At 32.2% G+C, this 25,272-nt stretch carries 19 protein-coding genes, 1 tRNA gene and 2 pseudogenes; 9 read left to right on the forward strand and 13 right to left on the reverse strand.

Going from position 1 to position 25,272, the window contains the following annotated elements:
• On the forward strand, positions 1–134 hold a 134-nt coding region (locus RCH18_RS05285; RefSeq protein ID WP_326935824.1), incomplete at its 5' end, for a transposase.
• Positions 135–464: 330 nt separating this feature from the next.
• Here the strand turns inward: RCH18_RS05285 and RCH18_RS05290 are convergent.
• The 4 genes from RCH18_RS05290 to RCH18_RS05305 all read right to left on the reverse strand — a co-directional run bounded on the left by RCH18_RS05290 (position 465) and on the right by RCH18_RS05305 (position 6,224).
• Positions 465–1,766, reverse strand: a complete 1,302-nt coding sequence (locus tag RCH18_RS05290) for a TolC family protein (RefSeq protein ID WP_326935715.1) — start codon at positions 1,764–1,766, stop codon at positions 465–467.
• Positions 1,759–4,176 carry an ABC transporter permease gene (locus tag RCH18_RS05295; protein WP_326935716.1) on the reverse strand — a complete coding sequence of 806 codons (2,418 nt, stop codon included), beginning with the start codon at positions 4,174–4,176 and terminating at the stop codon, positions 1,759–1,761. Before RCH18_RS05295 ends, RCH18_RS05290 begins: the two co-directional genes overlap by 8 nt.
• Positions 4,177–4,180: 4 nt before the next feature.
• Positions 4,181–4,894, reverse strand: a complete 714-nt coding sequence (locus RCH18_RS05300; protein ID WP_326935717.1) for an ABC transporter ATP-binding protein — start codon at positions 4,892–4,894, stop codon at positions 4,181–4,183.
• Between the two features lie 91 nt (positions 4,895–4,985).
• Positions 4,986–6,224: an efflux RND transporter periplasmic adaptor subunit gene (locus tag RCH18_RS05305; RefSeq protein WP_326935718.1), complete on the reverse strand. Its 1,239-nt coding sequence runs from the start codon at positions 6,222–6,224 to the stop codon at positions 4,986–4,988.
• Between the two features lie 181 nt (positions 6,225–6,405).
• Between RCH18_RS05305 and RCH18_RS05310 the strand changes: the two genes are divergently transcribed.
• The gene (locus RCH18_RS05310; RefSeq protein WP_326935719.1) at positions 6,406–7,749 is read left to right on the forward strand and encodes a sigma-54-dependent transcriptional regulator; all 1,344 of its coding nucleotides are present in this window, start codon (positions 6,406–6,408) and stop codon (positions 7,747–7,749) included.
• A 1-nt stretch (position 7,750) separates the two neighbouring features.
• A complete protein-coding gene (locus tag RCH18_RS05315) occupies positions 7,751–9,085 on the forward strand; it encodes a sensor histidine kinase (protein ID WP_326935720.1) in 1,335 nt (444 codons plus the stop codon).
• A gap of 317 nt (positions 9,086–9,402) precedes the next feature.
• Here the strand turns inward: RCH18_RS05315 and RCH18_RS05320 are convergent.
• Positions 9,403–9,477: transfer RNA gene (locus tag RCH18_RS05320), tRNA-Val, on the reverse strand.
• A gap of 212 nt (positions 9,478–9,689) precedes the next feature.
• Here RCH18_RS05320 and RCH18_RS05325 point away from each other — a divergent pair.
• Positions 9,690–11,474, forward strand: coding sequence for an ABC transporter ATP-binding protein (locus RCH18_RS05325; RefSeq protein WP_326935721.1), 1,785 nt, complete (start codon positions 9,690–9,692; stop codon positions 11,472–11,474).
• Positions 11,475–11,820: 346 nt separating this feature from the next.
• Here RCH18_RS05325 and RCH18_RS05330 read toward each other — a convergent pair whose 3' ends face one another.
• From RCH18_RS05330 to RCH18_RS05365, 8 genes and pseudogenes are all read right to left on the reverse strand, one after another.
• Positions 11,821–12,306 carry an OsmC family protein gene (locus RCH18_RS05330; RefSeq protein ID WP_326935722.1) on the reverse strand — a complete coding sequence of 162 codons (486 nt, stop codon included), beginning with the start codon at positions 12,304–12,306 and terminating at the stop codon, positions 11,821–11,823.
• A gap of 20 nt (positions 12,307–12,326) precedes the next feature.
• Entirely contained in the window at positions 12,327–13,280 is a 954-nt protein-coding gene (locus RCH18_RS05335) for a PSP1 domain-containing protein (protein WP_326935723.1), read from the reverse strand.
• Between the two features lie 797 nt (positions 13,281–14,077).
• Positions 14,078–15,010 carry a WD40 repeat domain-containing protein gene (locus RCH18_RS05340; RefSeq protein ID WP_326935724.1) on the reverse strand — a complete coding sequence of 311 codons (933 nt, stop codon included), beginning with the start codon at positions 15,008–15,010 and terminating at the stop codon, positions 14,078–14,080.
• Between the two features lie 161 nt (positions 15,011–15,171).
• Positions 15,172–15,333 carry a hypothetical protein gene (locus RCH18_RS05345; RefSeq protein WP_326935725.1) on the reverse strand — a complete coding sequence of 54 codons (162 nt, stop codon included), beginning with the start codon at positions 15,331–15,333 and terminating at the stop codon, positions 15,172–15,174.
• Between the two features lie 65 nt (positions 15,334–15,398).
• Positions 15,399–15,770, reverse strand: a pseudogene (locus tag RCH18_RS05350) (4Fe-4S binding protein).
• Positions 15,771–15,853: 83 nt separating this feature from the next.
• Positions 15,854–16,180: pseudogene (locus RCH18_RS05355) on the reverse strand (HesB/IscA family protein).
• Between the two features lie 18 nt (positions 16,181–16,198).
• Positions 16,199–16,681 (reverse strand): RrF2 family transcriptional regulator, encoded by a 483-nt coding sequence (locus RCH18_RS05360; RefSeq protein ID WP_326935726.1) that lies wholly within the window; start codon positions 16,679–16,681, stop codon positions 16,199–16,201.
• Positions 16,682–17,575: 894 nt separating this feature from the next.
• The gene (locus RCH18_RS05365; RefSeq protein ID WP_326935727.1) at positions 17,576–18,745 is read right to left on the reverse strand and encodes a proline dehydrogenase family protein; all 1,170 of its coding nucleotides are present in this window, start codon (positions 18,743–18,745) and stop codon (positions 17,576–17,578) included.
• 92 nt (positions 18,746–18,837) lie between these two features.
• On the opposite strand from RCH18_RS05365, the gene aroB reads away from it, so the two are divergent.
• The 5 genes from aroB to recQ all read left to right on the forward strand — a co-directional run bounded on the left by aroB (position 18,838) and on the right by recQ (position 25,268).
• Positions 18,838–19,905: a 3-dehydroquinate synthase gene (gene aroB / locus RCH18_RS05370; RefSeq protein ID WP_326935728.1), complete on the forward strand. Its 1,068-nt coding sequence runs from the start codon at positions 18,838–18,840 to the stop codon at positions 19,903–19,905.
• Between the two features lie 288 nt (positions 19,906–20,193).
• The gene (locus tag RCH18_RS05375) at positions 20,194–21,594 is read left to right on the forward strand and encodes an arginine decarboxylase (protein WP_326935729.1); all 1,401 of its coding nucleotides are present in this window, start codon (positions 20,194–20,196) and stop codon (positions 21,592–21,594) included.
• Between the two features lie 98 nt (positions 21,595–21,692).
• The gene (locus RCH18_RS05380) at positions 21,693–22,664 is read left to right on the forward strand and encodes a deoxyhypusine synthase family protein (RefSeq protein ID WP_326935730.1); all 972 of its coding nucleotides are present in this window, start codon (positions 21,693–21,695) and stop codon (positions 22,662–22,664) included.
• Between the two features lie 7 nt (positions 22,665–22,671).
• Positions 22,672–23,076: a DNA primase gene (locus RCH18_RS05385; protein WP_326935731.1), complete on the forward strand. Its 405-nt coding sequence runs from the start codon at positions 22,672–22,674 to the stop codon at positions 23,074–23,076.
• Between the two features lie 89 nt (positions 23,077–23,165).
• A complete protein-coding gene (recQ, locus tag RCH18_RS05390; RefSeq protein WP_326935732.1) occupies positions 23,166–25,268 on the forward strand; it encodes a DNA helicase RecQ in 2,103 nt (700 codons plus the stop codon).
• Positions 25,269–25,272: the final 4 nt, after the last annotated feature.

The raw sequence follows: 25,272 nt of genomic DNA on the forward strand, positions 1-25,272 counted from the left end.
CTATCAAAACGGGAATAACAAATGCTGTTTCAGAAGGATTAAATAGCGTAATGCAGTTAGCAAGATCTAGAGCAAGAGGTTATAGAAATTCGCAGAATTTCATAAAGATGGTGTATTATTTAGGAAATGCCTAAAATATATAATTCCACTAATTTAGGCGAAGAGCCATAAATTAATTTTATTGCGTTTTATCTAAAAAAAAACTCCAAAATCAAATGACTTTGGAGTTGTTAAAATTTTGTGGGCTGTCAGGGACTGCAATCGAACACTTGATACCCATTTTGACTTTTTTTGAAAACCTACAATAGTATAAATGTGAAACAACAACGCCATTGTCTTCCAATGGCGTTGTTTGTTTTTCTGTGGTCCATAAGGGATCGTTTCCGAACCATTTTATGCAGGATTTAAAGAAGTTATCGATACTACGTTAGATTAAATATTCCTTTAATTATTACTCATTATATTTACAACTGATTCCTTCTCAATAGGTTTATTTTCAAATTAATATATTGCAATTGAAGATTGTTTTTTAAAACCTCAAAATCAGCCGAAAGCGATTGATTTTTCACGGAGGAATAAACAATTGCTTCCACTTTGCCACTAGTAAATTTAGATTGTGTAGTCGCAAAAGAAGCTCTAGCAAACTTTTGCTTCTCGATTAATTTATATTGCAGTTGCGAATAATTTCTTTTGTTTTGTTCTTCTAGTATCACTTGTTTTTCTAATAGTTGTTTTTCCTGTTCAACTACTAGTTTTGCCTGATCACCTGCTATTTTTGATGCACTTATTTTTTTATTGTTCCTAAAGCCATTGAAAACAGGAACGCTCAACTGCATACCAACTTGTTGACTTTTATTATCTTCTAATTGATTGAAAAAAGAATCTGTGTTGGCATTTGCTTGTTTTATATTTTTATAATAAAAAGTAGAATATCCATAATACGCTGACAGTATCGGATAATTGCTGGCTCTTTCTAAACCGATCAACTGTAAACTGTTTTGATAATTGAGCTCGGCAAGTTTAATTTTAGGATTATACAACTCAGTATCAAAATCTTTATTTACTTCCTTTAAATAAGGTTCTAATATTACTTCGTCTGTCGCCACATCTACAATATTCATCAACTGAAACAATTCTGTCTTTTTTATAGCATACAATTGCTCTGTTTCCTGATTTCGGATTTCTTCAGTCGAAAAGCTCAACTGCATATCATATAAATCACTTTGGGATTTACTCCCAATAGCAACTTCTTTATTTATTCTATCCAAATTGAATGAAGCTTGCTTGAGTTGTTCTTTTTGGATTTTCAATAACTCCTGTATATAAAGTGCTTGATAATAGCCATCTAAAATTTGCAGTTTGTATTCATTTTCTATGACTTCTACATCCGCTTTGGCTTGCTCAATATTAATTTTGTCTTTTTTAGCATTCGCAAAAGCACTGAAATCAATCAGATTCGTTTTGGCATTGAGATAGAAATTATCATTTTGAATATTAGAACTTACTCTTCCATTAGTCGAAGGATCAATGGTGCTACCAAAATTATAACCTTGCTGTCCATACAAATCGACAGTAGGTAACATTCGATTTAAAACCGAATTTTGTGATTTTTGTGTTCTTTTAATTTCCAGCTGTCTGATTTTTATTTCAATAGTCTTCTGCAATCCCGTTTCCATACAACGTGTGAGCGACCAAGAAGTACCCTGAGCACTTGCCAATGCACAAAAGGCTAAAAATACAACCGTAAAAACAATTTTTTTATTCATATTTTAAATATTTCAAAACATCTGTTTTTGTTGCTTGATAGGCTCTTAACAAAACAATGATTAACGTTAAAACCAATAATATTATAAAGCCAAAAAGGAATGGAAACAAGGTCATTTCAATTCTAAAAGCAAAATTCTCAAGCCACATATTCAATAAATAATAGGTGGGAAACAAAGCAATTAAAAACCCAATGACACAATACAAAACATACTGTTTAGAGAGTTCTTTCAATAATAAACTGGTTTCTGCTCCAAGCGTTTTTCTGATTGCAATTTCTTTCATGCGTCTTTGAATTGAATACGAAGCCAAGGCGAATAACCCGGAAAGAGCGATTAGAATTACCACTACATTCAACAATGAAAATAGATTCTTTTGCTTCACATACGATTCATAAGTTCTTGCATATTGTTTATCGACAAAATCATATTTAAAAGGATACTCAGTATCCATTTTTGCCCATAATTTTTCGATATCGGTAATTGTATTTTCAATATTATCCAATTTTAGTTTTACGAAAACCTTATTGATATTTTGAGCAATATCTACCGTTTTAAGATGATAGAAATACATCCCTGACACCTCAACTTCAGGACTTAATAAATTAAAATCTTTTACAACTCCTATGATTTTTAATTTTCGTTCTTTGATAATTAGTTCTTTTCCTATAGGCTCTTTCATGTTCATCAATTTTTGTGCTGTTTCATTAATCACCACAGAAGTAATAGTATCCGAAGCATGTTGCTGATCAAGAGACCTTCCTTTAACTACTTCTATTTTCATCATTTCGAACATACCAAAATCAACTGCAATTGTCCGTGCTTTAAAAAGTTCATCATTGTACAATACACCTCCTAATGAATCATCTGAACCATCAAATGAAATCAATCCTGTAGAAGCTTGTTCTACACCTTTTATTTTAGCCAGTTCTTGTTTTATTGTACTGTATTTGTTGTAGATATTTTGCCCTACGTTTTCCACTTCATAATCCGAATCCAGAAAATTCAAATTAATTTCCATCACTTGATCTCCTTTAAAACCTAAATCTTTATTGGTTAGATAATCGATTTGCTGATACACAATATAAGAACCAACACTAAAGAAAGTAGCCACTGTAAACTGGAAAATCAACATTCCGTTACGCAACCAGATTCCGTTTTTACTTCTTCCAAAATTGCCTTTGAGAACTTTTAAAGTTTCGAAATTAGCAACGTAAACGGCTGGAAGTATTCCTGCTACCAAAACTGTAATACAGAAAATCAGAAATAATTGCAGATAAAACTGACTACCAATTATTCGTAAACTCTTATTTAAAAAATCATTGTAATACGGCAAAGTCAACTCAACAATAACTAATGCTAGTAAAATCGAAAACAAACTTATTAGAGCAGTTTCAAAAATAAATTGAATAACAATAGTACCTTTTGAAGCCCCCACAACTTTTCGAACACCAACTTCTTTAGCACGTTTAACCGCATTCGCTGTAGCCAAATTAATATAATTTACAATCGAAAGAATGAGAATGAAAACAGATAACCCAACCATAATCAACAAAAACTGATAATTCCCTCTCCCTTCTGGATATCCATCTGTAATAGAATGTAATCTCGCATTTGAAAGTGGCTCTATAACTACATTAAAATGACCCATTTTCTTAGCCATTTCTTCTAAAGTAAAACCTTCTTCCTGAGCAATTCTCCGAACAAAATCTTGATTATAAGTTTTCTCTAAACTCTTTCGAGTATTCTCAATTTTTGATGGATCTTTAATTTTAAGAAGTAGCTTGAATATAAAAGGTCCTGTCGTATTTTCACTTTTGAACTGCGTCATTTTATTCATTATAACATCTGGAGCAATTGAAGAGTTCCCTGGAATATGATACACAGCGCGCACTATAAACATTTGATCCAAACATGTTATTTGTTTACCAATCGGATTTTCGTCACCAAAAACTCGTTTAACAATCACATCTGAAATAGCAACACTTGAATCATCTTTTAATGCCGAAACCTCATCTCCCTTAATAATTTCAAATGGAAAAAGAGAAAAGAAATCAGGCTCAACATTAATAATTTTATCAACTATTTCTTTCTTGCCTTTGTAGATAATTTTATCCTTTTGATACCAGCTGTCAGCATAAACTACCTTTTCTACATTAGTATCTTTATCTAAAATAGGTTTTAGGAATAAAGCACAATCTGAAAAAACTGGCATTCCTGTTAACTGTACTAAAACCTGATACACATTGTCTTTTTCGGGATTCCAAGCATCATAACTTTGTTCTTCATTCCAATACAGTAATGCGAAAATTAATCCTGAAATTCCAATGGCCAATCCAAAAATATTCAAGGCAGAAAATAGCTTATTCTTTCTGAGGTGGTATAAAAATATAGTTATCCAATTTTTTAGCATGATTTTAGTTTTTAGATTCCGTTCCTAATATATCCACGTTCCTGTTATTAACTTTTTCTGAAAGTATCATTCCATCTTTCATCAAAATGGTTTTTTGAGAAAAAGAAGCATCATAATCAGAGTGCGTTACCATTAATATTGTGGCTCCATTGGCATGTAAATCAGTTAAAAGTTCCATTACTTCATTTCCATTTTTGCTGTCCAGATTTCCTGTTGGTTCATCGGCAAGAATAATTTTTGGATCGTTAATTAAGGCTCTTGCCACGGCTACACGTTGTTGTTGTCCTCCGGAAAGCTGTTGTGGATAATGTTTTAATCGGTGGGAAATTCCTAATTTATCAGCTATTGTTTCTACTTTTTTCTTTCTTTCAGCCGAAGAAACGTTATTGTAAATCAACGGCAATTCAATATTATCATAAACCGACAATTCGTCAATCAAATTGAAATTCTGAAAAATAAAGCCAATATTTTCTTTTCTGGCTTTCGATTTTTCTTTTTCTTTCAGCCCAATAATTTCTTGATTGAGTAACTTATAACTTCCGCTCGAAGCGTTATCTAGCAATCCAATAATATTTAATAAAGTGGACTTTCCACTTCCCGAAGGCCCCATAATTGAAACAAAATCACCTTGATTTATGGTAAGTGAAACTTCACTCAATGCCATTGTTTCCAATTCTTCGGTTCTAAATACTTTAGAAAGATTTTTAATTTGAATCATACTATTATTCGTTTTTTGATTGATGATATTTGTTTATTTCTCTTTATTATTTACTCTTTACTCTTGCTTCTTTCCTCTAAGCTCTTTTTCTTTATTCTAAATTCAAAATCTCGACTTCTTTGTAATCTTTATAGGATGAAGTGATCACTTTTTCGCCCGCTTTTAAACCGCTGAGAACTTCATAATACAAAGGGTTTTCTCGCCCCAATTTGATTGCTTTTCTCTCTGCTTTGTTACCATTGACAACAAAAATCCATTTTCCGCTAGTTTCTTCGTTAAAGCTTCCTTTGGAAAGTACTACCGTCTTGGTTTTTTCTGACAGGTTTAGTTTTACACCAAAACTCAATCCTTGTTTTAAATCTAATTTTTCAGATGAAACAAAATCCAATTCTACTTGAAACCTTCCATTTTTAATTTCCGGAATCACTTTGGTTATTTGCACTTCGATGGATTTGTTTTCAAAATCTACGGCTCCTTTTTGTTGCGCTGCAATTTTATCCAAATAAAATTCATCGATGTCAGCTATCAACTTATAGCCTTTTCTGTCATCAATAAAACCAATACTTGTATTTTGCACATAGGTTTTCCCCAGTATAGGTTCAAAGGAAGAAAGTCTACCAGAAATTGGTGCTGTGATAAGGAAATTCTTTTTATTCATTCTCAAAATATCCAAACTTTTATTCATGAAACCAATAGATTGATTCAATTGTCCTATCTGGCCTTGATTGGCTAGTTTCTCTTTTTTGACACTTTTTTTAATGATGTTCATGCGTTCTTTTTGAAAACGATAATTTTCTTGCGTCTTTTCCCATTCATTTTTAGAAAGTATTTCTTTGTCAAAAAGTTTTTGGTTCAATTCGAATAAGTTTTTGGCATCCAAATAATCGTGTTCTATACCAATCAAGTCTTTTTCTAAATTCAATTCCTGATTTCTCAAATCGAGTTTGGCTTTATCCAAATTATTAATTTGTTCAATAATTGCTGTTTCCTGTTGCATATATGCCAGCTCTGCATTAGGATTGTACAATCTTGCAAGAGGTTGCCCCTTTATAACCATATCGCCATTTTCGACGAATATTTCCTGAACGGCTCCACCTTCTATAATATTCACTAACATTGAATTTAATGGAACTGCTTTCGCCTGAAAAGACATAAAATCCTCGAAAAAATTATTTTCAACGGTCTTAATTGTAATTTCAGCTCTTTTTACGTTCAAACTTCTTTTTTTGGTAGCAGATGTAAAAACAAAATACCCAAAGAGTAAGATAATTGGCAAAGCCAGTAAAAGATACTTATTTTTGTTAGTTTTACGTACGATTTTGGTGTCCATTGTTTATTATTTGTATAGTCTATTAGGATAATCGTACCAGAAAATTAAAAATTATAATAATCTTATAATCAGTATTTTAATTTTAATAAAATTTACACTGTGTCCATAATTGAACACTATTTGTCCGAAACCGAACAATGATTCCATTTTCTGAATAAAAAAAGATAGCTATTGCATTAGAATGAAAAAGACCAACGCCTCCATATTAGTCATAGATGATCAAGAAGATATTCTTTTTGCTTCCAAAATGCTACTTAAAAAGCACTTTGAAAATATTTATACGCTTAATAACCCTAAAAATGTTGTGGAACTATTATCACAAAACAACATTGATGTGGTTTTGCTCGATATGAATTACAGAATAGGGTTTGAAGACGGCAGAGAAGGTTTGTATTTATTAAAAGAAATAAAAACGCTTTCGCCAAAAACGATCGTTATTTTGATGACCGCTTTTGGTAAAGTAGAAACAGCTGTAGAAGGTTTAAAAGCAGGTGCTTTTGATTATATTTTGAAACCTTGGGAAAACGAAAAATTACTTAGCGTTGTAAAACAAGCAGTTGACAAAAGTAGGAAAGAGCAAAAGAAATCAAATAATATCGAGATTGTAGACGAATTTTTTGTTGGTAATTCAGAGGTTATAAAAAAAGCTTATTCTCTGGCCGATAAAGTAGCCAAAACCGACGCCAATGTGTTAATACTTGGTGAGAACGGAACCGGTAAATTTGTGTTGTCACATCATATCCATTTGCAATCAGAGCGAAAAAATAGTCCTTTTATTCACGTTGATTTGGGTTCTTTAAATTCCAATATTTTTGAAAGCGAATTATTTGGCTATGCTAAAGGAGCTTTTACAGATGCGAAGGTTGATACGCCAGGACGTTTTGAAATGGCTCAAAACGGCACTATTTTTTTGGATGAAATAGGAAACGTCCCATTGCATTTACAATCTAAACTCTTGCAGATAATTCAAACCAAAATGGTAACCCGTTTAGGAGAATCAAAAGCTAGGCCGCTGAATGTTCGCATTATTACAGCCACCAACCTGAATTTGAAACAGGAAGTTGCCGATAAAAATTTTAGAGAAGATTTATATTATCGCATCAACACTATGGAAATCGTGTTGCCTCCATTGCGCGAGCGAATCGAAGATAAAATTCCTTTGTCGCAGTATCTTTTGCAAAAAATGATGACAAAATACGGACGAGACACAATTACTTTTGACGAAAAAGCATTGGAACAAATAGCAAATCACGCTTGGAATGGAAATATTCGAGAAATGGAAAACAGAATAGAACGCGCCGTGATTCTTTGCGAGAACAATCATATTAACGTTTCAGATTTAGATTTAGAGCAAATCACAACTTATGAAGAGAATCAAGATGACATTCAACTTTCGGCTGTAGAAAAAACGGCTATTGAGAAAATCCTGTTGAAAAATAACAATAATATTAGTAAAACTGCCGAGGAACTAGGATTATCTAGAGGTGCATTATACCGACGTTTAGAAAAATATAACATTAACTAATATGTTTACATCTTTAAAAATATACCAACTCCTTTTTCTTAGATTGATTATTATTCTTTCCGTTGCTGGAATTTCCATTTTTCTTTTTCAGAAAGGATTGGTTTTTACCGCTGTATTTGGTCTTTTTATGGTTTTCTTACTTATGGTAGAAATGTATTTTTATCTTAAAAATGCCTTTCTGCTTTACGACAGAATAATTGCTTCCATTTTGCAAAATGATTTCACCTCGGATTTTTCCAAACATAAATCGTATCAAAATTATTCCAATTTATTCAAATTATATGAAACCCTGAAAAGCAAAGAAAACGAACAGGTTTCAAAAGATATTGTGTATCGTTCTATTCTAAATACTATCGAAACGGGAATTATTATTCTGCAAAAAGATAGAAACGACTGGAAAATTTTTTTGATGAATGACTATTTTTCCAAGCATTTTGATGTGCCAAAAGTTTCTAAATGGAAATACTTGAAAAATCAGTTACCTTCTCTATGTGAAATTATTGAACAGCAGGATTTTCAAGAAATTAAAACGTCATTAGAAATCCGTGTTAATCAGCAAGACACACAAACATTTCTGATGCAGACTTCCAGAAGTGAAATTTACAATCAGGATTATTTTATTGTTTCACTGGATTCAATTCAGAATGTAATTGAGAAAAAAGAGAAAGAAGCCTGGAGCAATTTGATGAAAGTGATCTCGCATGAGCTTTTAAATTCTATTACTCCCATTCGATCACTTTCTCAGAATTTACAAGATTTAGTTCAACAGGAAACCATTTCAGCGGAAGATTTAGATGATATGAAAAGTAGTGTTGCCACAATTTTGAGACGAAGCGACCATTTACAGCAATTTGTAGAAAGCTATCGCAAACTAGCTATGTTACCTTCTCCCAAAAAAGAAAAAACAGAATTTTTGAAATGGATTGAAAACAGTTTTCAAATCATGGCTCCACTATTTAAAAAAGAGCAAATAGAAGTCATAAACACGATTTCTTTTGACCGCTGGCTAAATGTTGACTCTCAGCAAATGGAACAGGTATTGATTAATCTTTTAACGAATTGTATTTATGCTTTGAAAGATGGCGTAAAGAAACAGATTGTTATTTCGGCGGAAGTAAAAGAAAAGAGAACTTTTATAATGATTACCGATAATGGAAAAGGCATTGAAAAAGAAATAGAAAGTAAAATATTCTTACCCTTTTTCACTACTCGCAAAGAAGGTTCCGGAATTGGCTTGACTTTGTCAAAAAGCATTGTAGAAGCTCATGGCGGCTATTTGGCGCATAAAAATGATGATGGAAAAACCACTTTTGTGATTTGTTTGGTTGATAATTAATTAATCCTAAAAAGAGAAAAAAAATGTAGGAGTAAAAAAAATTATTGTTATTGGATTATTTCTTAGGACCTTACGCAATTCGAACCTGCCATTATAGCAATTAATGGTGTTGAGAGATTTTATAAAATATCTGTCAATTCTTCGAACCAAAAAAACCTCCAAAATCAAATGACTTTGGAGGTTTGTAATTATTGGGGGGCTGTCAGTGGCTACAATCGAGCACTTGATACCAATTTTGACTTTTTTTGAAAACCTAAAATAGTATAAATCTGAAAACAAAAACGCCAATGTCTTACATTGGCGTTATTTGTCTTTTGTGGGCGATGAGGGGTTCGAACCCCCGACCCCCTCGGTGTAAACGAGGTGCTCTGAACCAGCTGAGCTAATCGCCCTCATGCATTTTAGCAGTTTTGTTTCCGTTATTGCTGGTGCAAATATACATTTAGAAATGGTATCTGCAAGCACTTTTTTGAAATAAATTATTAAAAATTAGCATTTATTTTCTTTCCCACTCTTTTACAGCATTTTAAATAAGAGACTAATCGATATGATTTTTTTGTAGTGACTTGCTATAGTCTTACATTTGTCGCATAAATAATAAATGATGGCAAGATTCAAAGAAAATGATTTACCCAAATCAAAAATTACAGCAACTTCTCTCAATAAAGCACTGATAATTTTTAAATACGCAGGCAATCATAAATGGAAATTTTATGTTGGTTTAGTTTTTTTACTGTTTACAGGCGCAACTGCCCTAGCCTTTCCTAAATTGATGGGAATGCTTATTGACTGCGTAAAAAATAAAGATATGTCGCAAGCTAATTATATTGCGCTTGGTTTAGTTGTAATATTATTTATGCAATCCATTTTTTCCTTTTTTAGGTTGTATTTATTTGTAAATTTTACCGAGAACACTTTGGCAAGTTTAAGATTAGCATTGTATAGCAATTTAGTAAAACTCCCTATGTCATTCTTTTCACAAAAGCGCGTGGGTGAATTAAATAGCCGCATTAGTTCTGATATAACGCAAATTCAAGACACATTAACTTCAACAATTGCTGAATTTTTACGACAATTTATTCTAATTATTGGTGGTGTTTTATTACTTGCAAATGAAAGTATTAAACTTACATTATTGATGTTATCAGTCGTTCCTTTAGTTGCCGTTGCTGCAGTTATATTTGGAAGGTTTATTAGAAAATATTCCAAAAGTGTTCAAGATAAAGTGGCTGAAAGCCAAGTTATTGTTGAAGAAACAATGCAAGGGATCTCTATTGTGAAGGCTTTCGCCAATGAATGGTATGAAATTGCGCGTTATAATGGCAAAATCAAGGAAGTTGTCGCAATAGCCATAAAAGGAGGGAAATATAGGGGTTACTTTGCTTCTTTTATCATTTTCTGCTTATTTGGAGCTATCGTTGCCGTTGTTTGGTTTGGCGTTCGTTTAAGTATAAGTGGCGAGATGAGCGTTGGACAATTAATTTCATTTGTTTTGTACTCTACTTTTGTTGGAGCCTCGTTTGGAGGAATTGCAGAGCTTTATGCCCAAATTCAAAAAGCGATTGGAGCCACAGAGCGTGTATTTGAATTATTAGATGAATCACCAGAAAAAATTAATTCAGTTCAAAATGCAGCCACTCAGAAAATAAAGGGGGATGTAACTTTCAAGAATGTAAAATTTAGTTACCCATCCCGTAAAGAAATCAAAGTTTTAAAAGATGTTAATTTCACAGCTAAATTTGGTCAAAAAATAGCAATTGTAGGACCAAGTGGAACAGGAAAGTCAACAATTGCTTCACTACTATTGCGTTTTTATAATATTGATAGCGGAGAAATATTGGTAGATGGAAAAAACATTTACGATTTTGATTTGGAACAACTTCGAGGCAATATGAGTATTGTTCCTCAGGATGTGATTTTATTTGGTGGAACCATTAAAGAAAACATTGCATACGGAAAACCAGACGCATCAGATGAGGAAATTCTTTTAGCGGCAAAACAAGCTAATGCTTTTACTTTTATCGAAAGTTTTCCTGAAAAATTTGAAACGCTCGTGGGCGAAAGAGGAATTAAATTGTCTGGCGGACAAAGACAACGTATTGCAATTGCAAGAGCATTACTAAAAAATCCAAGTATTTTAATTTTAGACGAAGCAACTTCGTCATTGGACAGTGAAAGCGAAAAACTAGTTCAAGAGGCATTAGAAATTTTGATGGAAGGAAGAACAAGCATTATCATAGCACATAGACTTTCAACTATACGAAGTGCAGATCAAATTTTAGTTTTGGATAGTGGAACCATTTCTGAACAAGGTACACATCAAGAATTGATCAATTTAGAAAACGGTATCTATAAAAACCTAAGTAATTTACAATTTAGTAATTCTTAATTTTTTGTCCAACCCACTCATTCTGATAAAAACAGATACGGGTGGGAGTTTTAAAAAGTACAATAATAGAAAAAAACTTCCTTTAGATTAAAACTAAAAACTTTAGATGATTTTACTAAAAATAGTATTTTCAATTGTTTAATTTTTCAGCTGAAATAGATATAAATTTATCTTTTTTATTTGCTTTTATATTTTGTGAGATTCAAATTTTGATTTAAGAATCCCTAACAACTAAGATTAAGCGCTCTCAAATTTTAAAAAGGAAACTAGATAATGAAACTATAAAGTAAAAATCATCTTTGTTAAAACTTGACTAGCAGATGAATTGTTATGTCCTATTGACAATTTATACTTTATTAAATACAGGCTCAATAATTATTTCTGTTAAAACCGAGTTTGCAATAAAACATTCCATGTGTGCACGATGATGGATTTCATTTATTATAGTCTCATTAGGAATGTTATCTCCTGAAAAGGTTATTTTTGGCCTTAGATAAAGTTTTGTGATGGCCATTCTTGCTGGTCCTGAGCTTGACGAAGAAAATTTTTCATTTTTTTCCAAAATAGCTACAGCATTATCCTCGTAAAATGATATGGTATATTTTTTTATTGATGCAAGTGCAAGAAAAGTAAGCATGTGGCAGCTTGCTAATGAAGCAGCAAATGCTTCTTCGGGGTTTACAAATTCTTTTTTGCCAAGATATTCTGGTGCGGCAGAGGCTTTAATAACAATATCACCGCCAAATTTCCAGCTGTGAGTTCGATCATAATTTTTATACGAGAAATCATCCTGCTCATTTTTCCAACTTATAGCAACTTTATGTTCTGACATGGTTGTATATTTTTAACTTATTATAACGGTTTGCGTTTCTTTTTTTTGAGATTGTTTTTTTTTAACTCACTTTCTTTATTATCAAAACGAGTTATACTATCCTGACCTACAACATTTACATAGGACAAAGGCTTAGGAACTGCAGATTTTTTGCTTGTGCGGGAATCATCCCTGTAAGCATCTGATTTAATTTGTTGGTTATTTTCACTCTCATCATTGATGTAACATTCAAATTTACCAGCTTGTCGCTTATATAAAGAATTTTTTTTGTGAAGAGATACCCAAGGAGAATCGGTTTTAAAATTAGTTGACCAAGTTTGGCAACACATATAGCTTCCACAAGGACCAATATCGCCAATGCGATTTGCTTCTTCACGTAACCCAATTTGTCGCATCTCAATGCCTATGTGAAATGCTTCCGAAAGATGTTTAATTAGCGCACGAAAATCGACACGTCCTTCGGCGGTGTAATAAAATGTAGCGTTAGATTTATCACCCTGATATTCTACATCAGTTAGTTTCATCAATATTCCCAGCTCTCTTGCTATGCAGCGTGCTTTTAACATCGTTGGTAATTCACTCTCTTTGGCAAGCTTCCATTTATTTGCATCATAAGGAGTCGCTTTACGATGGATTTTTTTGAAGATATCTTCTTTATGCACATTTTTCTTCCTAAGCTGTAAATGCACTAGTTCACCCGTCAACGAAACGTGTCCTATATCATAACCACTCCTATTGCCATCAACAACAACTAATTCTCCGTTTTTTAAATCCATATTTTGATGATTCAAATAAAATTCCTTACGAGATCCTTTGAATTTAATCTCTATAATATTGTAAATTTTATCATCAAGTGGTGTAACAATATCCGATAGCCAGTCATATACATCTGATTGGTTATGACCATAAGTAAAATTTGAATCGGTAACTTTGGTTTCATTTGGTCTAAAAGGACCTTCCGTTGAATTTTTCATACTGACCTATATATTAATTCTCTTTAGAGAGTTGTAAAAACTTGAAATGTCTGTTTTATAACAAGGGGAAGATAATAAAAACTAATCTTCATTACTTCCGAACAGCATATTACAAGCGTATTTTAATTGTAGCGCCGTTTTTAACGCCTATTTTTTTAATATGTAAAAATACTTGCTTTTCTTTTTTGCCAAATTTAATCCTTATTCAGCCCTCAAAAAGTACAAAAAAAATCATTACAGATTTCTTTATGACAAAATTTAGCCTTATTTCGTCTAGAATAAAGATCATTAAGTTCATTTTTTTAAATTTTTTTACACTTTTATTGAAAAAAGACAGGCGTAATTTTAATAATTCTGCATTTAACATCTGCTAATTGGGCAGGTGATTTTAATTTCCCGACATCATTTTTAACTGACGCTACTTTAATACTATTTTTAACTTTTGGCAGTAAAAAACAACTGCTTTTACAGAAAAAAAATCGCAGATCATTTTGACATTTATATTCGTTTTTTTAGCTAAAAAATGCGAAATTGAATTTAGAAAAGTGTTGTAAATCAGTTCTTCCGTTTAGTATGCAGGCGTTCTCATTACTACAATGACCTTTAATTTTTTACTTCCAATCTTTTATAGTGTGCAGAGTTACCAAATCCTTTTTTAAATCAAGATCTTTTGCATTTTTTTAAGTTTCGAAAACTTATTCTTTTGTGATTTCTATTATTTTTAACTCCTTTTTCCTATTATTTTCTGTAAACTTTTTTTTGAACGAGAACCACCAAATATAATGTGTTGTAGATTTTTATATTCTATTTACTTCCCATACCATAACCATTTTATCATCCCCTACAGATACTAAATAATTATAATAAGTACTCCAAATTAATTTGTTTACCGAGTGTGTATGCGCGTCAAAATTTTCTTTTGTGATGCGTTGTAACAATTGAAACGTTTTTGCATCCCAAATTTTGATACTTTTATCACGACTAGCCGTGGCAAATAAAGTAGCGTCTGGACTAAATACAATATCGTAAATTGCCCAATTGTGTGCCGAAATTGAGTGTACTAATTCGTAATTTCCAACTGACCAAATGTTTAAATGAGCATCTCTTCCTCCTGTCAAAAGGAATTTGCCATCTGGACTATAACGCACAACATTTGACGCAAGTTTGTGCGCAATAAAATCTTTTTTATATTCCAATGTGTGCAGATCGAAAATAAGAATATAGCAATCACCCAAGGCAACCGCTATTTCAGAAGTAATATAATTCAAATCAATGCTACGTACTTTCTCGTGTGATAATTTTTTCATTTTTACCAATGACAAAGTATCGAGTGAGCAAACGGCAAAATTACCATCTCCACCAGCGGAATAAAAACAATTGGTTTCTAATGAATATTTTATATCAAAAACAGGAGCCAGATGATGTTGCAGTATTTTAATTTCTTTCTTTTTTTCTAAATCAATTATGTGAATGCTCCCAGTAGTTGTTCCCGCCAGTATTATATTTTTTTCAGGAATATGACAAATTGTATAAATAGGAGATGGCAATGAAGCTGTAAATTTTTCGGCTTGCAAGGTTTCTAAATTCCAAAGTGCAATAAATTTATCACTGCCACCGGTAAAAACCGTATGTTCAGTTGTACCTTTATCGATCGCATAAACACAGCCACTGTGGCCATTAAGTGTTGCTATGTGTTTTATATCAATGCTCAATTTTTTTATTATCTCCATTTTATTTTAAAAAATTAGGTTTACACTATTTTGCTTAGAAATCTGTAAACTAGTTCCTTATTAAATTAATAATTGCACCCAAAGGATTAATTAATAATTTTTGCTTCAGAATATTTGTCTTTCCATATTTCGAAAGCTTCCATGCTTCTGATGGTTATTGCCTACAATCTGTAGGCTAAAATCCATTCGGATTTGTCCTTCTTTGCAGAAATAAAACGAATAAAATCTTCATTTATTCCTTTCGGTGCGTGGTCAGCTTCATAATCGGTTACAAAATCGTATTTGTATTCTGTACTAAGTTTTTGTTCTAAAACCTCGTTCATATTATTTAAGTTTTACGATTGTTATTTTGTTCATTGGTAAATCCCAATTCCAAAAATCATTTTGATTATAATATTAAATGCATACTGTCTTTTTTGGCAAATAGTTCTTCTTTACTTTCATGCCAGTTTTTATCATCTACACAACAATCAACAGGACAAACGGCGGCACATTGTGGCTCATCATGAAAACCAATACACTCAGTACATTTGTCGGCCACTATATAATAAACATCATTCGAGACCTGTTATTGCGGTTCATTAACATCGGCGGTCAATCCGCTTTTTGAAGTGAATAGTCCCTTTATTGAAGTTCCATCAGAAAAACGCTATTCATCTCCGCCTTCGTAAATTGCATTATTAGGACATTCTGGTTCACAAGCGCCACAATTAATACATTCATCTGTTATTATAATTGCCATTTTTTTACTATTTTTCATAACTCCAATGTTGCAATGTGTACTATTTTTCAAGAAATATGTCTCCATTTTGCGCTTTGGCACTTTAAACTTTTTCAACTATTTTACACGCCAAACAACTTCCCACAACCGCATGCTCTACTTGCATTTGGATTGACAAATGCAAATCCTTTTCCGTTTAATCCTCCTACCTAATCAAGTTCTGTCTTTATTAGATACAAAAAGCTTTTTTTGTCAACGGCGATTTGTATTCCTTTATCTTCAAAAATCGTATCGGTTTGCGTAATAATATGATTAAAGGGCAGTTTATAAGTAAGACCGGAACAACCACCAACGTCAACACCTACGCGGATAAAGGTTCCTTCCGGACTATTTTCGTTTGCAATTAATCGTAACAAGTGTTGTTTTGCGTTTTCTGAAACTGTTATCATTTTATCTTTTAATATTGATTATAATACGCCTTTATTCTGAGTTGTTATTTCTTCAAATAGGCTTTGAAAAATAACGTTAGCCTCTTTTTCACCGTGCGATAAATCAGCAAGTGTTATCGTATCTAATAATTTGTCTATAGCAGATTGAACGATGGTCCAAAGCGAGCGAATGGAGCAATCTGTCGAGTTGCTACATATTTTCATTATGCCAACATGGTTTACGCAAAATTGTTCATCAAATAAACGTCCGCCTAACGAATTCAAAATATCATTTACCGTTATCATATTTGCAGATCTGGCAAGCACATATCCGCCAACATGGCCTTTGGTGCTGTTTATCAAACCTTCCATTCTTAGTATTCGGGTTAATTTAGAAACATTGGGCTGTGACAATCCTTCAGCTTGACTGAGTTGCGGAATGCTCAATCCAGAATGATCTTTGCATTTTGCAATGCGAACTAATATTCTTAAACCATATTCGTCTTGGGCTGTTATTTTCATTGTTAAAAAGTTTTAAATTTTAATAATGTTTTTTTTTAATAATTCAAATAAACCTTAAGGACAAATATATTCTTTGTTTTTTAATATGTACTAAAAAGTATAGATTAATTTATACTTAAAAGTATATAGCAAGATTTAGCAAAACATCAAAGATGATTTATAGGACATAAATTAACATCTAATGAACTTTTCTGAAAGCAGCTCTTTTACATTTCTTGTAAATTTTGAATGTTTTAACGCGCTAATTAAGTAATAGAGGATCAACTTTCGTTTGCGACACGAGGATGGTAGCGATAGTGTACACGGCATACAACGATGTCACTTGATCAATTTTTCAACATTTAATTTACTCTTTCTTAGCAAATTACAGTCAATTATCTGATAAATTTGATAAAAATACGATACAGTAAAAAGCAAGAAGTATTAATTTATCATAACTTTCAATTAGTGGCAGCGCGAATCAAGTTTTAGTATTGGATAATGGAACCATTTCTGAACAAGGTACACATCAAGAATTGATCAGTTTAGAAAAGGGTATTTATAAAAACCTAAGCAATTTACAGTTTAGCAATTCTTAAAAAAATTCCTTAATAAGTTACGCAAGAGTAATAATAAGAAATACAAATAAGTCAAAAAGCTCCAATTGAAAAATTGGAGCTTTTTGACTTATAAAACAACGGAACACGAATCACGAATCACGAATCACAAATCACGAATCACGAATCACAAATCACCAATCACGAACCACGAATCTCGAACCACGAACCACAAATCACGAACCACGAATCACGAACCACGAATCTCGAACCACGAATCACGAATCTCGAACCACGAATCACGAATCACGAACCACGAACCACGAATCACGAATCACGAACCACGAACCACGAACCACTACTTCCCCTTCCTCCTCTTTCTCTCGGTTTTAATCATCGATAATTCCCGACTTGTTTGTCCAGCTACCGAAGTATTTTCTTCAGCGCGACGAATTAAATAGGGCATCACATCTTTTACCGGTCCAAAAGGTAAATATTTGGCAACATTGTATCCGTTTTCAGACAAATTATAACTGATGTTATCACTCATACCATATAATTGGCCAAACCAAATTCTATCATCATTGCTTTTAATAGCTTTTTCATTCATTAAGTCCATCAATCTATAAGTACTTAATTCATTGTGCGTCCCGGAAAAAATTGACATTTGATCTAAATGTTCCATCATGTAGATTACGGTTTCATCATAGTTTTTATCCGTTGCATCTTTGGTCTCACATATTGGCGATGGATATCCTTTTTCAATAGCGCGTGTAATTTCTTTTTCCATATAAGCGCCACGAACTAACTTCATCCCAATAAAAAAACCTTCGCTTTTAGCTTTTTCGTGTAATTTTTTAAGATAATCTAAGCGATCCCAGCGGTATAATTGCAATGTATTAAAGACAATACATTTATCTTTATTGTATTTCTGCATCATTTGTGTCACTAATTCATCGGCTGCATCTTGCATCCAGCTTTCTTCTCCATCAATTAACAATGCCACATTTTTTTTATAAGCTTCACTGCAAACTAAGTCAAATCGATTTACAACTCTGCTCCACTCTTCACTTTCTGATAAAGTTAAAACCTCCTTTGTACCAATTTTTTCATACAATTCAAATCTTCCAAAACCAGTAGGTTTAAAAACGGCAAAAGGAATTGCGAGACGCTCTTTAGCAAATTCTATGGTTTTTAAAGTCATTTTTAAGGCCGCATCAAATTGATTTTCTTCCTCTTTTCCTTCTACAGAATAGTCAAGCACTGATGATACTCCTTTAGTGTACAATTTATCAACCACTGAAAGACAATCAACTTCATTTATACCTCCACAAAAATGATCAAAAACAGTTGCTCGAATCAATCCCTCAACAGGAAGATTTGCTTTTAAAGCAAAATTAGTTACCGCGGTACCTATTCGAACTAACGGCTGATTATCGATCATTTTAAAAAGAAAATAAGCTCTATCTAGTTCTGTGTCGCTTTTTAATGCGAATGCAACTTGTGTGTTATCAAATAATTTTTCCATTAATTGTGATATTTTTGTACAAATATAAAGAGACTTTTAAACATTATTCAGCAAAAATTACCTTATTTTGCCAATATAATAAAATAGTAAATATGCAGTCAATTCAAGCCAATAGTTATTCCATACATTTTAACGAAAAGGGATACCAAGCACTAAACATTCACTTAAAAGTAAATAAATATTCTAATATATTTATCATAGTAGACAGTAATACAAATGAGTTTTGCCTACCTACCTTTTTACCTTATTTAGAATCAGATTTAACGATTGAAATTATTGAATTTGAAGCAGGGGAAGAAAATAAAAATATAGAAACTTGTGCTCAAGTTTGGAATGTCCTAACTGAACTTGGCGCTGATAGAAAAACACTAATAATAAATCTCGGTGGTGGCGTTGTAACTGATTTAGGAGGTTTTGTTGCTTCTACTTTTAAAAGAGGTATTGACTTTATTCATATCCCCACATCATTATTGGCAATGGTCGATGCATCAGTTGGAGGAAAAAACGGAGTTGATTTAGGCAATTTGAAAAACCAAATTGGGGTAATTAATGTGCCAAAAATAGTGCTTATAGATACACAATATCTTGAAACGGTGCCACAAAACGAAATGCGCTCAGGTCTTGCTGAAATGCTAAAGCATGGTTTGATCTATGATAAAATGTATTGGGAACAATTTTTAGATTTAAAAACAGTAGATTTTGCTGATTTCGATTCTTTAATTTATCGCTCTATTGAGATAAAAAATGAGATTGTTACACAAGATCCAACTGAAAACAATATACGGAAATCGTTGAATTTTGGTCATACGCTAGGACATGCTATTGAAAGTCACTTTTTAGAAAATGAAAATAAAACAACATTACTGCATGGTGAAGCAATTGCTGTAGGAATGATATTAGAAAGTTATATCTCTATGAGTAAAAAATTAATAGATAAAAAGGAATATCTACAGATTAAATCCAGCTTAAAATCAATTTATGATGACATCCTTTTTGAAGAAAATGATATCCAACCTATCTTGGAATTATTGATTCATGACAAGAAAAACGAATATGGCAATATACAGTTTGCATTACTAAACGGAATAGGAAAAATAAAAATCAATCAATCCGTTGAAAATGAACTAATTATTGAGGCGTTTGAAGATTATAAATCATAATAAAATTTTATAAAAAGCACACTGAGTGTTTATATTATTTTTTTACATTTGCACCAATGAAAAAATGTCAAAACAAACGCGGTTATAGTTCTACAAAAACTCGAAAAAAATTTTCTTTTTTGAGGATATTGAAGCGATTTTATTCAATTAAAGGAAACTTTAGTTTTGATATATTCCAATATTTGAAAGCCGACCATGAGAAACTTCAAATAATTTATGCTAATATCCGAGTTTGATCTTTTAGATGTAATCTTTATTAAATATTCTAATCTATAATATCAAAATCTAATGAATACAAAATATTCTGATTTAATCAATCAAACATACTATTTCCCTCAAGACGAGTTTAAATTAAACAAAGATAATCTCCAATTTCACAATATCGATTTGATGAAATTAGTAGAGCAATATGGCACTCCTTTAAAATTTACGTATTTACCACAAATTTCTAATAACATAAACAAAGCTAAAGCTTGGTTTAGAAAATCGATGGAAAAAAATAAGTACGAAGCTAAATATTACTATTGCTACTGTACTAAAAGTTCTCATTTTGAATACATAATGAATGAAGCTTTTAAAAACAATATTCATATCGAAACTTCATCTGCTTTTGATATTAATATTGTCGAAAACTTACTAGAAAATGGCAAGATAAATAAAAGTACCTATGTAATATGTAATGGTTTTAAAAGAGATGAATATATTGAAAACATCGCTCGATTGATCAATAACGGCCATAAAAATACCATTCCAATTATCGATAATTATGAAGAGCTTGACTTACTGCAAGCCGAAATTAAAGGTAAATTTAAAATCGGAATCCGGATTGCCGCTGAAGAAGAACCTAAATTTGAATTCTATACGTCAAGACTTGGAATAGGCTATAAAAATATTGTAAGCTTTTACAAAAAACAAATTCAAGATAATAAGAATTTGGAATTAAAAATGTTGCACTTTTTTATCAATACAGGAATCAATGATACTGCGTATTACTGGAATGAGCTTGTAAAATGTATCAAAGTATATGTAAACCTAAAAAAAGAGTGTCCTTCATTAGACGGATTAAATATTGGTGGTGGTTTTCCAATAAAAAATTCATTAGCGTTTGATTTTGATTATCAATATATGATTGACGAAATTATCAATCAGATAAAAATTGCTTGTGATGAAGCTGAAGTTGATGTTCCTAACATTTTTACTGAATTTGGATCATTTACTGTTGGTGAAAGCGGTGGCGCAATATACCAAGTCTTATATCAAAAACAACAAAATGATAGAGAGAAGTGGAACATGATCGATTCTTCTTTTATCACCACTTTGCCTGATACTTGGGCTATAAACAAACGTTTTATAATGCTTGCTGTCAATCGTTGGAATGAAACTTACGAACGAGTATTACTAGGCGGATTAACCTGTGATAGCGATGATTACTATAATTCAGAGCAGAACATGAATGCTATTTATTTGCCTAAGTACAACAAAGAAAAACCATTGTATATTGGTTTTTTTAATACTGGAGCATATCAAGAAACAATTGGTGGATATGGCGGTTTACATCACTGTTTAATTCCGCAACCAAAACACATCTTGATCGATAGAGATGAAAATGGAATTCTTGCTACAGAAGTGTTTTCTGCTCAGCAAACCGCTGATGAAGTCTTAAAAATATTAGGATATCATAAAAAATAAAGTAAACAACATTCATAGTGATTTATTTTAAATTAAATTTGTTAAATTTGATTTACATCACTATGAGATTATAAATTCAAGAAATAAAATTTTTAAAAATGAGCAAAGGACCTATTAGTCAGTTTATTGAAAAGCATTATTTGCATTTCAACTCTGCATCTTTAGTTGACGCAGCTAAAGCATACGAAGAACAATTAGCTAACGGAGCAAAAATGATGGTCACTATGGCGGGTGCTATGAGTACTGCCGAAATTGGGAAAATTTTTGCTGAGATTATCCGTCAAGACAAAGTTCATATTATTTCTTGTACTGGAGCAAATCTCGAAGAAGACATTATGAATTTAGTAGCTCATTCGCATTATGAAAGAGTTCCAAATTATCGTGATTTAACTCCTCAAGAAGAGTGGGAATTGATGGAAAGAGGTTTGAACCGCGTTACAGACACTTGCATTCCTGAACATGAAGCTTTCCGTCGTTTGCAAAAGCATATTTATAAAATATGGAAAGATGCTGAAGAGAAAGGAGAAAGATATTTTCCTCATGAATTTATGTATAAAATGTTACTTTCAGGTGTTCTTGAAGAATACTATGAAATTGACTTAAAAGATAGCTGGATGTACGCAGCTGCAGAGAAAAATTTACCTATAATTGTTCCAGGATGGGAAGATAGTACGATGGGTAACATTTTTGCTTCGTATGTGATCAAAGGTGATTTAAAAGCATCAACGATGAAATCAGGTATTGAGTATATGATTTATTTATCAGAGTGGTATCCAAAAAATAGTAGTAAAGGTGTTGGTTTCTTTCAAATAGGTGGTGGAATAGCAGGAGATTTCCCTATTTGTGTTGTTCCTATGTTGTATCAAGATATGGAAATGCATGATGTCCCTTTCTGGAGTTATTTCTGTCAAATATCAGATTCAACAACTAGTTATGGTTCGTATTCTGGAGCGGTACCGAATGAAAAAATTACTTGGGGTAAATTAGATATAAAAACTCCAAAATTTATAATTGAGTCAGATGCTACAATTGTAGCACCTTTAATTTTCGCTTATTTGTTAGACCTATAGAATATTTATGAAAAGAGTAATAGTTGATTACGCAAAGCTTACCCACGAAATTTTAAACCTTTTGGTAGAAAAATTCCCAGATGGTTATGATGATTCTAATATCATCAGTTTTAGAAATGCTAAAAATGAATTGATTGAAGCAGTGGAGGTACGCACTGTTGACACGATTTATTTAGTAAAGGTAAGTACTAAACTTTCTGATAGAATTGAAAATTACGACGAAGATGATGAATTAATAATTGATGAAGTGGTTGAACCTATTAAAGGTTTAGATCTTGATGATGACATTGAAGACGACGATGAGGATGATGAAAATTTAGATAAACCAGATTCTGATTCAGGAGATGACGATGATGATGATGATGAAAAAGATTTTATTGATGAAGACGATGATCAAGAGGATGAGGATTAATTCATATTATTTTTAAAATATACATTTTTAAAGGAACTCGTAATTGGGTTCCTTTTTTTATTAATTTAGATCGAATTTATACTCCAAAAATGACTACTGCTATTTTACATACCACATTAAAAGAGAATTTTGGTTTTGAGAAATTTAGACCCAACCAAGAAGATATAATAAATTGTATCTTATCCGGAAAAGATACACTAGCAATTATGCCAACAGGTGGCGGAAAATCGATCTGCTTTCAATTACCAGCATTACTTTTTCCAGGAATTACAATTGTAATTTCGCCGTTGATTGCGTTGATGAAAGACCAAGTAGATAGCTTAAAAGCAAACGGAATTGAAGCTTGTTATATCAACAGTAGCCAAACAGAAGGCGAGAGACAATTTTATATTGAAAGCTTACAGTCCAATAAAATCAAATTAGTTTATGTGGCACCTGAGAGTTTATCATTTTTGGATAATCTTTTTAATCGTTTGGAAATAAGCCTTATTGCTATTGACGAAGCGCACTGCATTTCGGCTTGGGGACATGATTTTCGCCCGGCCTATACTAACTTAGGTTATCTTAAAAATCGCTTCCCTTCTACTCCAATCTTAGCTTTAACTGCAACTGCGGATAAAGCTACACGTAAAGACATTAGCACACAATTAAACTTAATAAATCCTCAAATATTCATTGCTTCTTTTGATAGAAAAAATTTAAGTTTAGAAGTAAGACCCTCCTTAGATAGAGTAAAACAAATTATAGATTTTGTACAAGATAAACCAAAGGAATCTGGAATTATTTATTGCTTAAGTCGAAAAACAACAGAAGAACTCGCGGCAAAATTACAAAAAACAGGTATCAATGCTAAAGCGTACCATGCAGGATTAGATGGCAAAATTAGATCGCAGACACAAGATGAATTTATAAATGATGATTGCCAAATAGTTTGTGCTACCATTGCCTTTGGAATGGGAATAGATAAATCTAATGTTCGCTGGGTGATTCATTATAATTTACCAAAAAATATTGAAGGTTATTATCAGGAAATTGGTCGCGCAGGTCGTGACGGATTGCCGTCTGAAACAGTACTTTTTGAAAGTTATGGCGATATGATTCAGTTGCAGAAATTTGCATCACAAGGTCTAAATGCTGAAGTACAACTGGCAAAATTAGAAAGAATGAAACAATACGCTGACGCACTAAGTTGCCGTCGTAAAATTTTACTTTCTTATTTTGGTGAATTAGTAACCGAAAATTGTGGAAACTGTGATATTTGTAAAAACCCACCTTTGTTTTTTGATGGAACTATTATCGCTCAAAAAGCGTTGTCGGCAATTATTCGATTGAAGGAATCAGAGCCATTACCAGTCATTATTGATTTTTTGCGCGGTTCCAAAAACGCTTATATTTATGAAAAAGAATATCAACTATTAAAAACGTATGGAGTTGGTAATGATCTTTCTTGGTTCAACTGGAATCAATATTTAATTCAATTGATCAATTTAGGGTACTGCGAGATTGCATTTGACCAGCAAAATAAAATTAGGTTGACGGCTTTCGCCAAAAAAGTACTTTTTGAGGGCAAAAGAGTTGAATTAACTAACGTTCAGAAGTTCACCGAAAAACAAGAAGGTAAAGAAAATAAAATCGCATCAACCGCAAATTCACTATTTGAAATCTTACGAAAATTGCGATATGAAATTTCTAAAGAAGAGGAAGTTCCCGCTTATGTTATATTTAGTGATGCGGCTTTGCGCCAAATGGAAACAGAGCGACCGATGAGCGATAAGGAATTACTGGCAATAGATGGAGTTGGTAAAGTGAAACTTGAAAAATATGGTGATGCTTTTATAAAAGCGATAATTGAATTCCAAAAAACAAAAGTTGTAAAAAAAAAGAAAGAAGGAACAACTTATCAAGAAACTTTAGAAATGTATAATAATGGATTCTCCGTTGAAGCAATCGCCGAAAAAAGAAAATTAGGTCAAAGCACGATCATGTCTCATTTAGCAAAACTATATCTTGATGGCTCCCCAATTGACTTGACTCTATTTATTTCGCATGAGGAAGTTCAACAAATCGCTGTGGCAAAAATTACACTGGAATCACCCGTGGCTTTAAAACCTTATTTTGATTATTTTGAAGAGAAAATGGATTATGGTAAAATCCGCTTGGCATTAGCAATAATCGAAAAACAAGGAATATAGATTC

The sequence above is a fragment of the Flavobacterium sp. PL11 genome (assembly GCF_035985025.1).
GTDB lineage: Bacteria > Bacteroidota > Bacteroidia > Flavobacteriales > Flavobacteriaceae > Flavobacterium.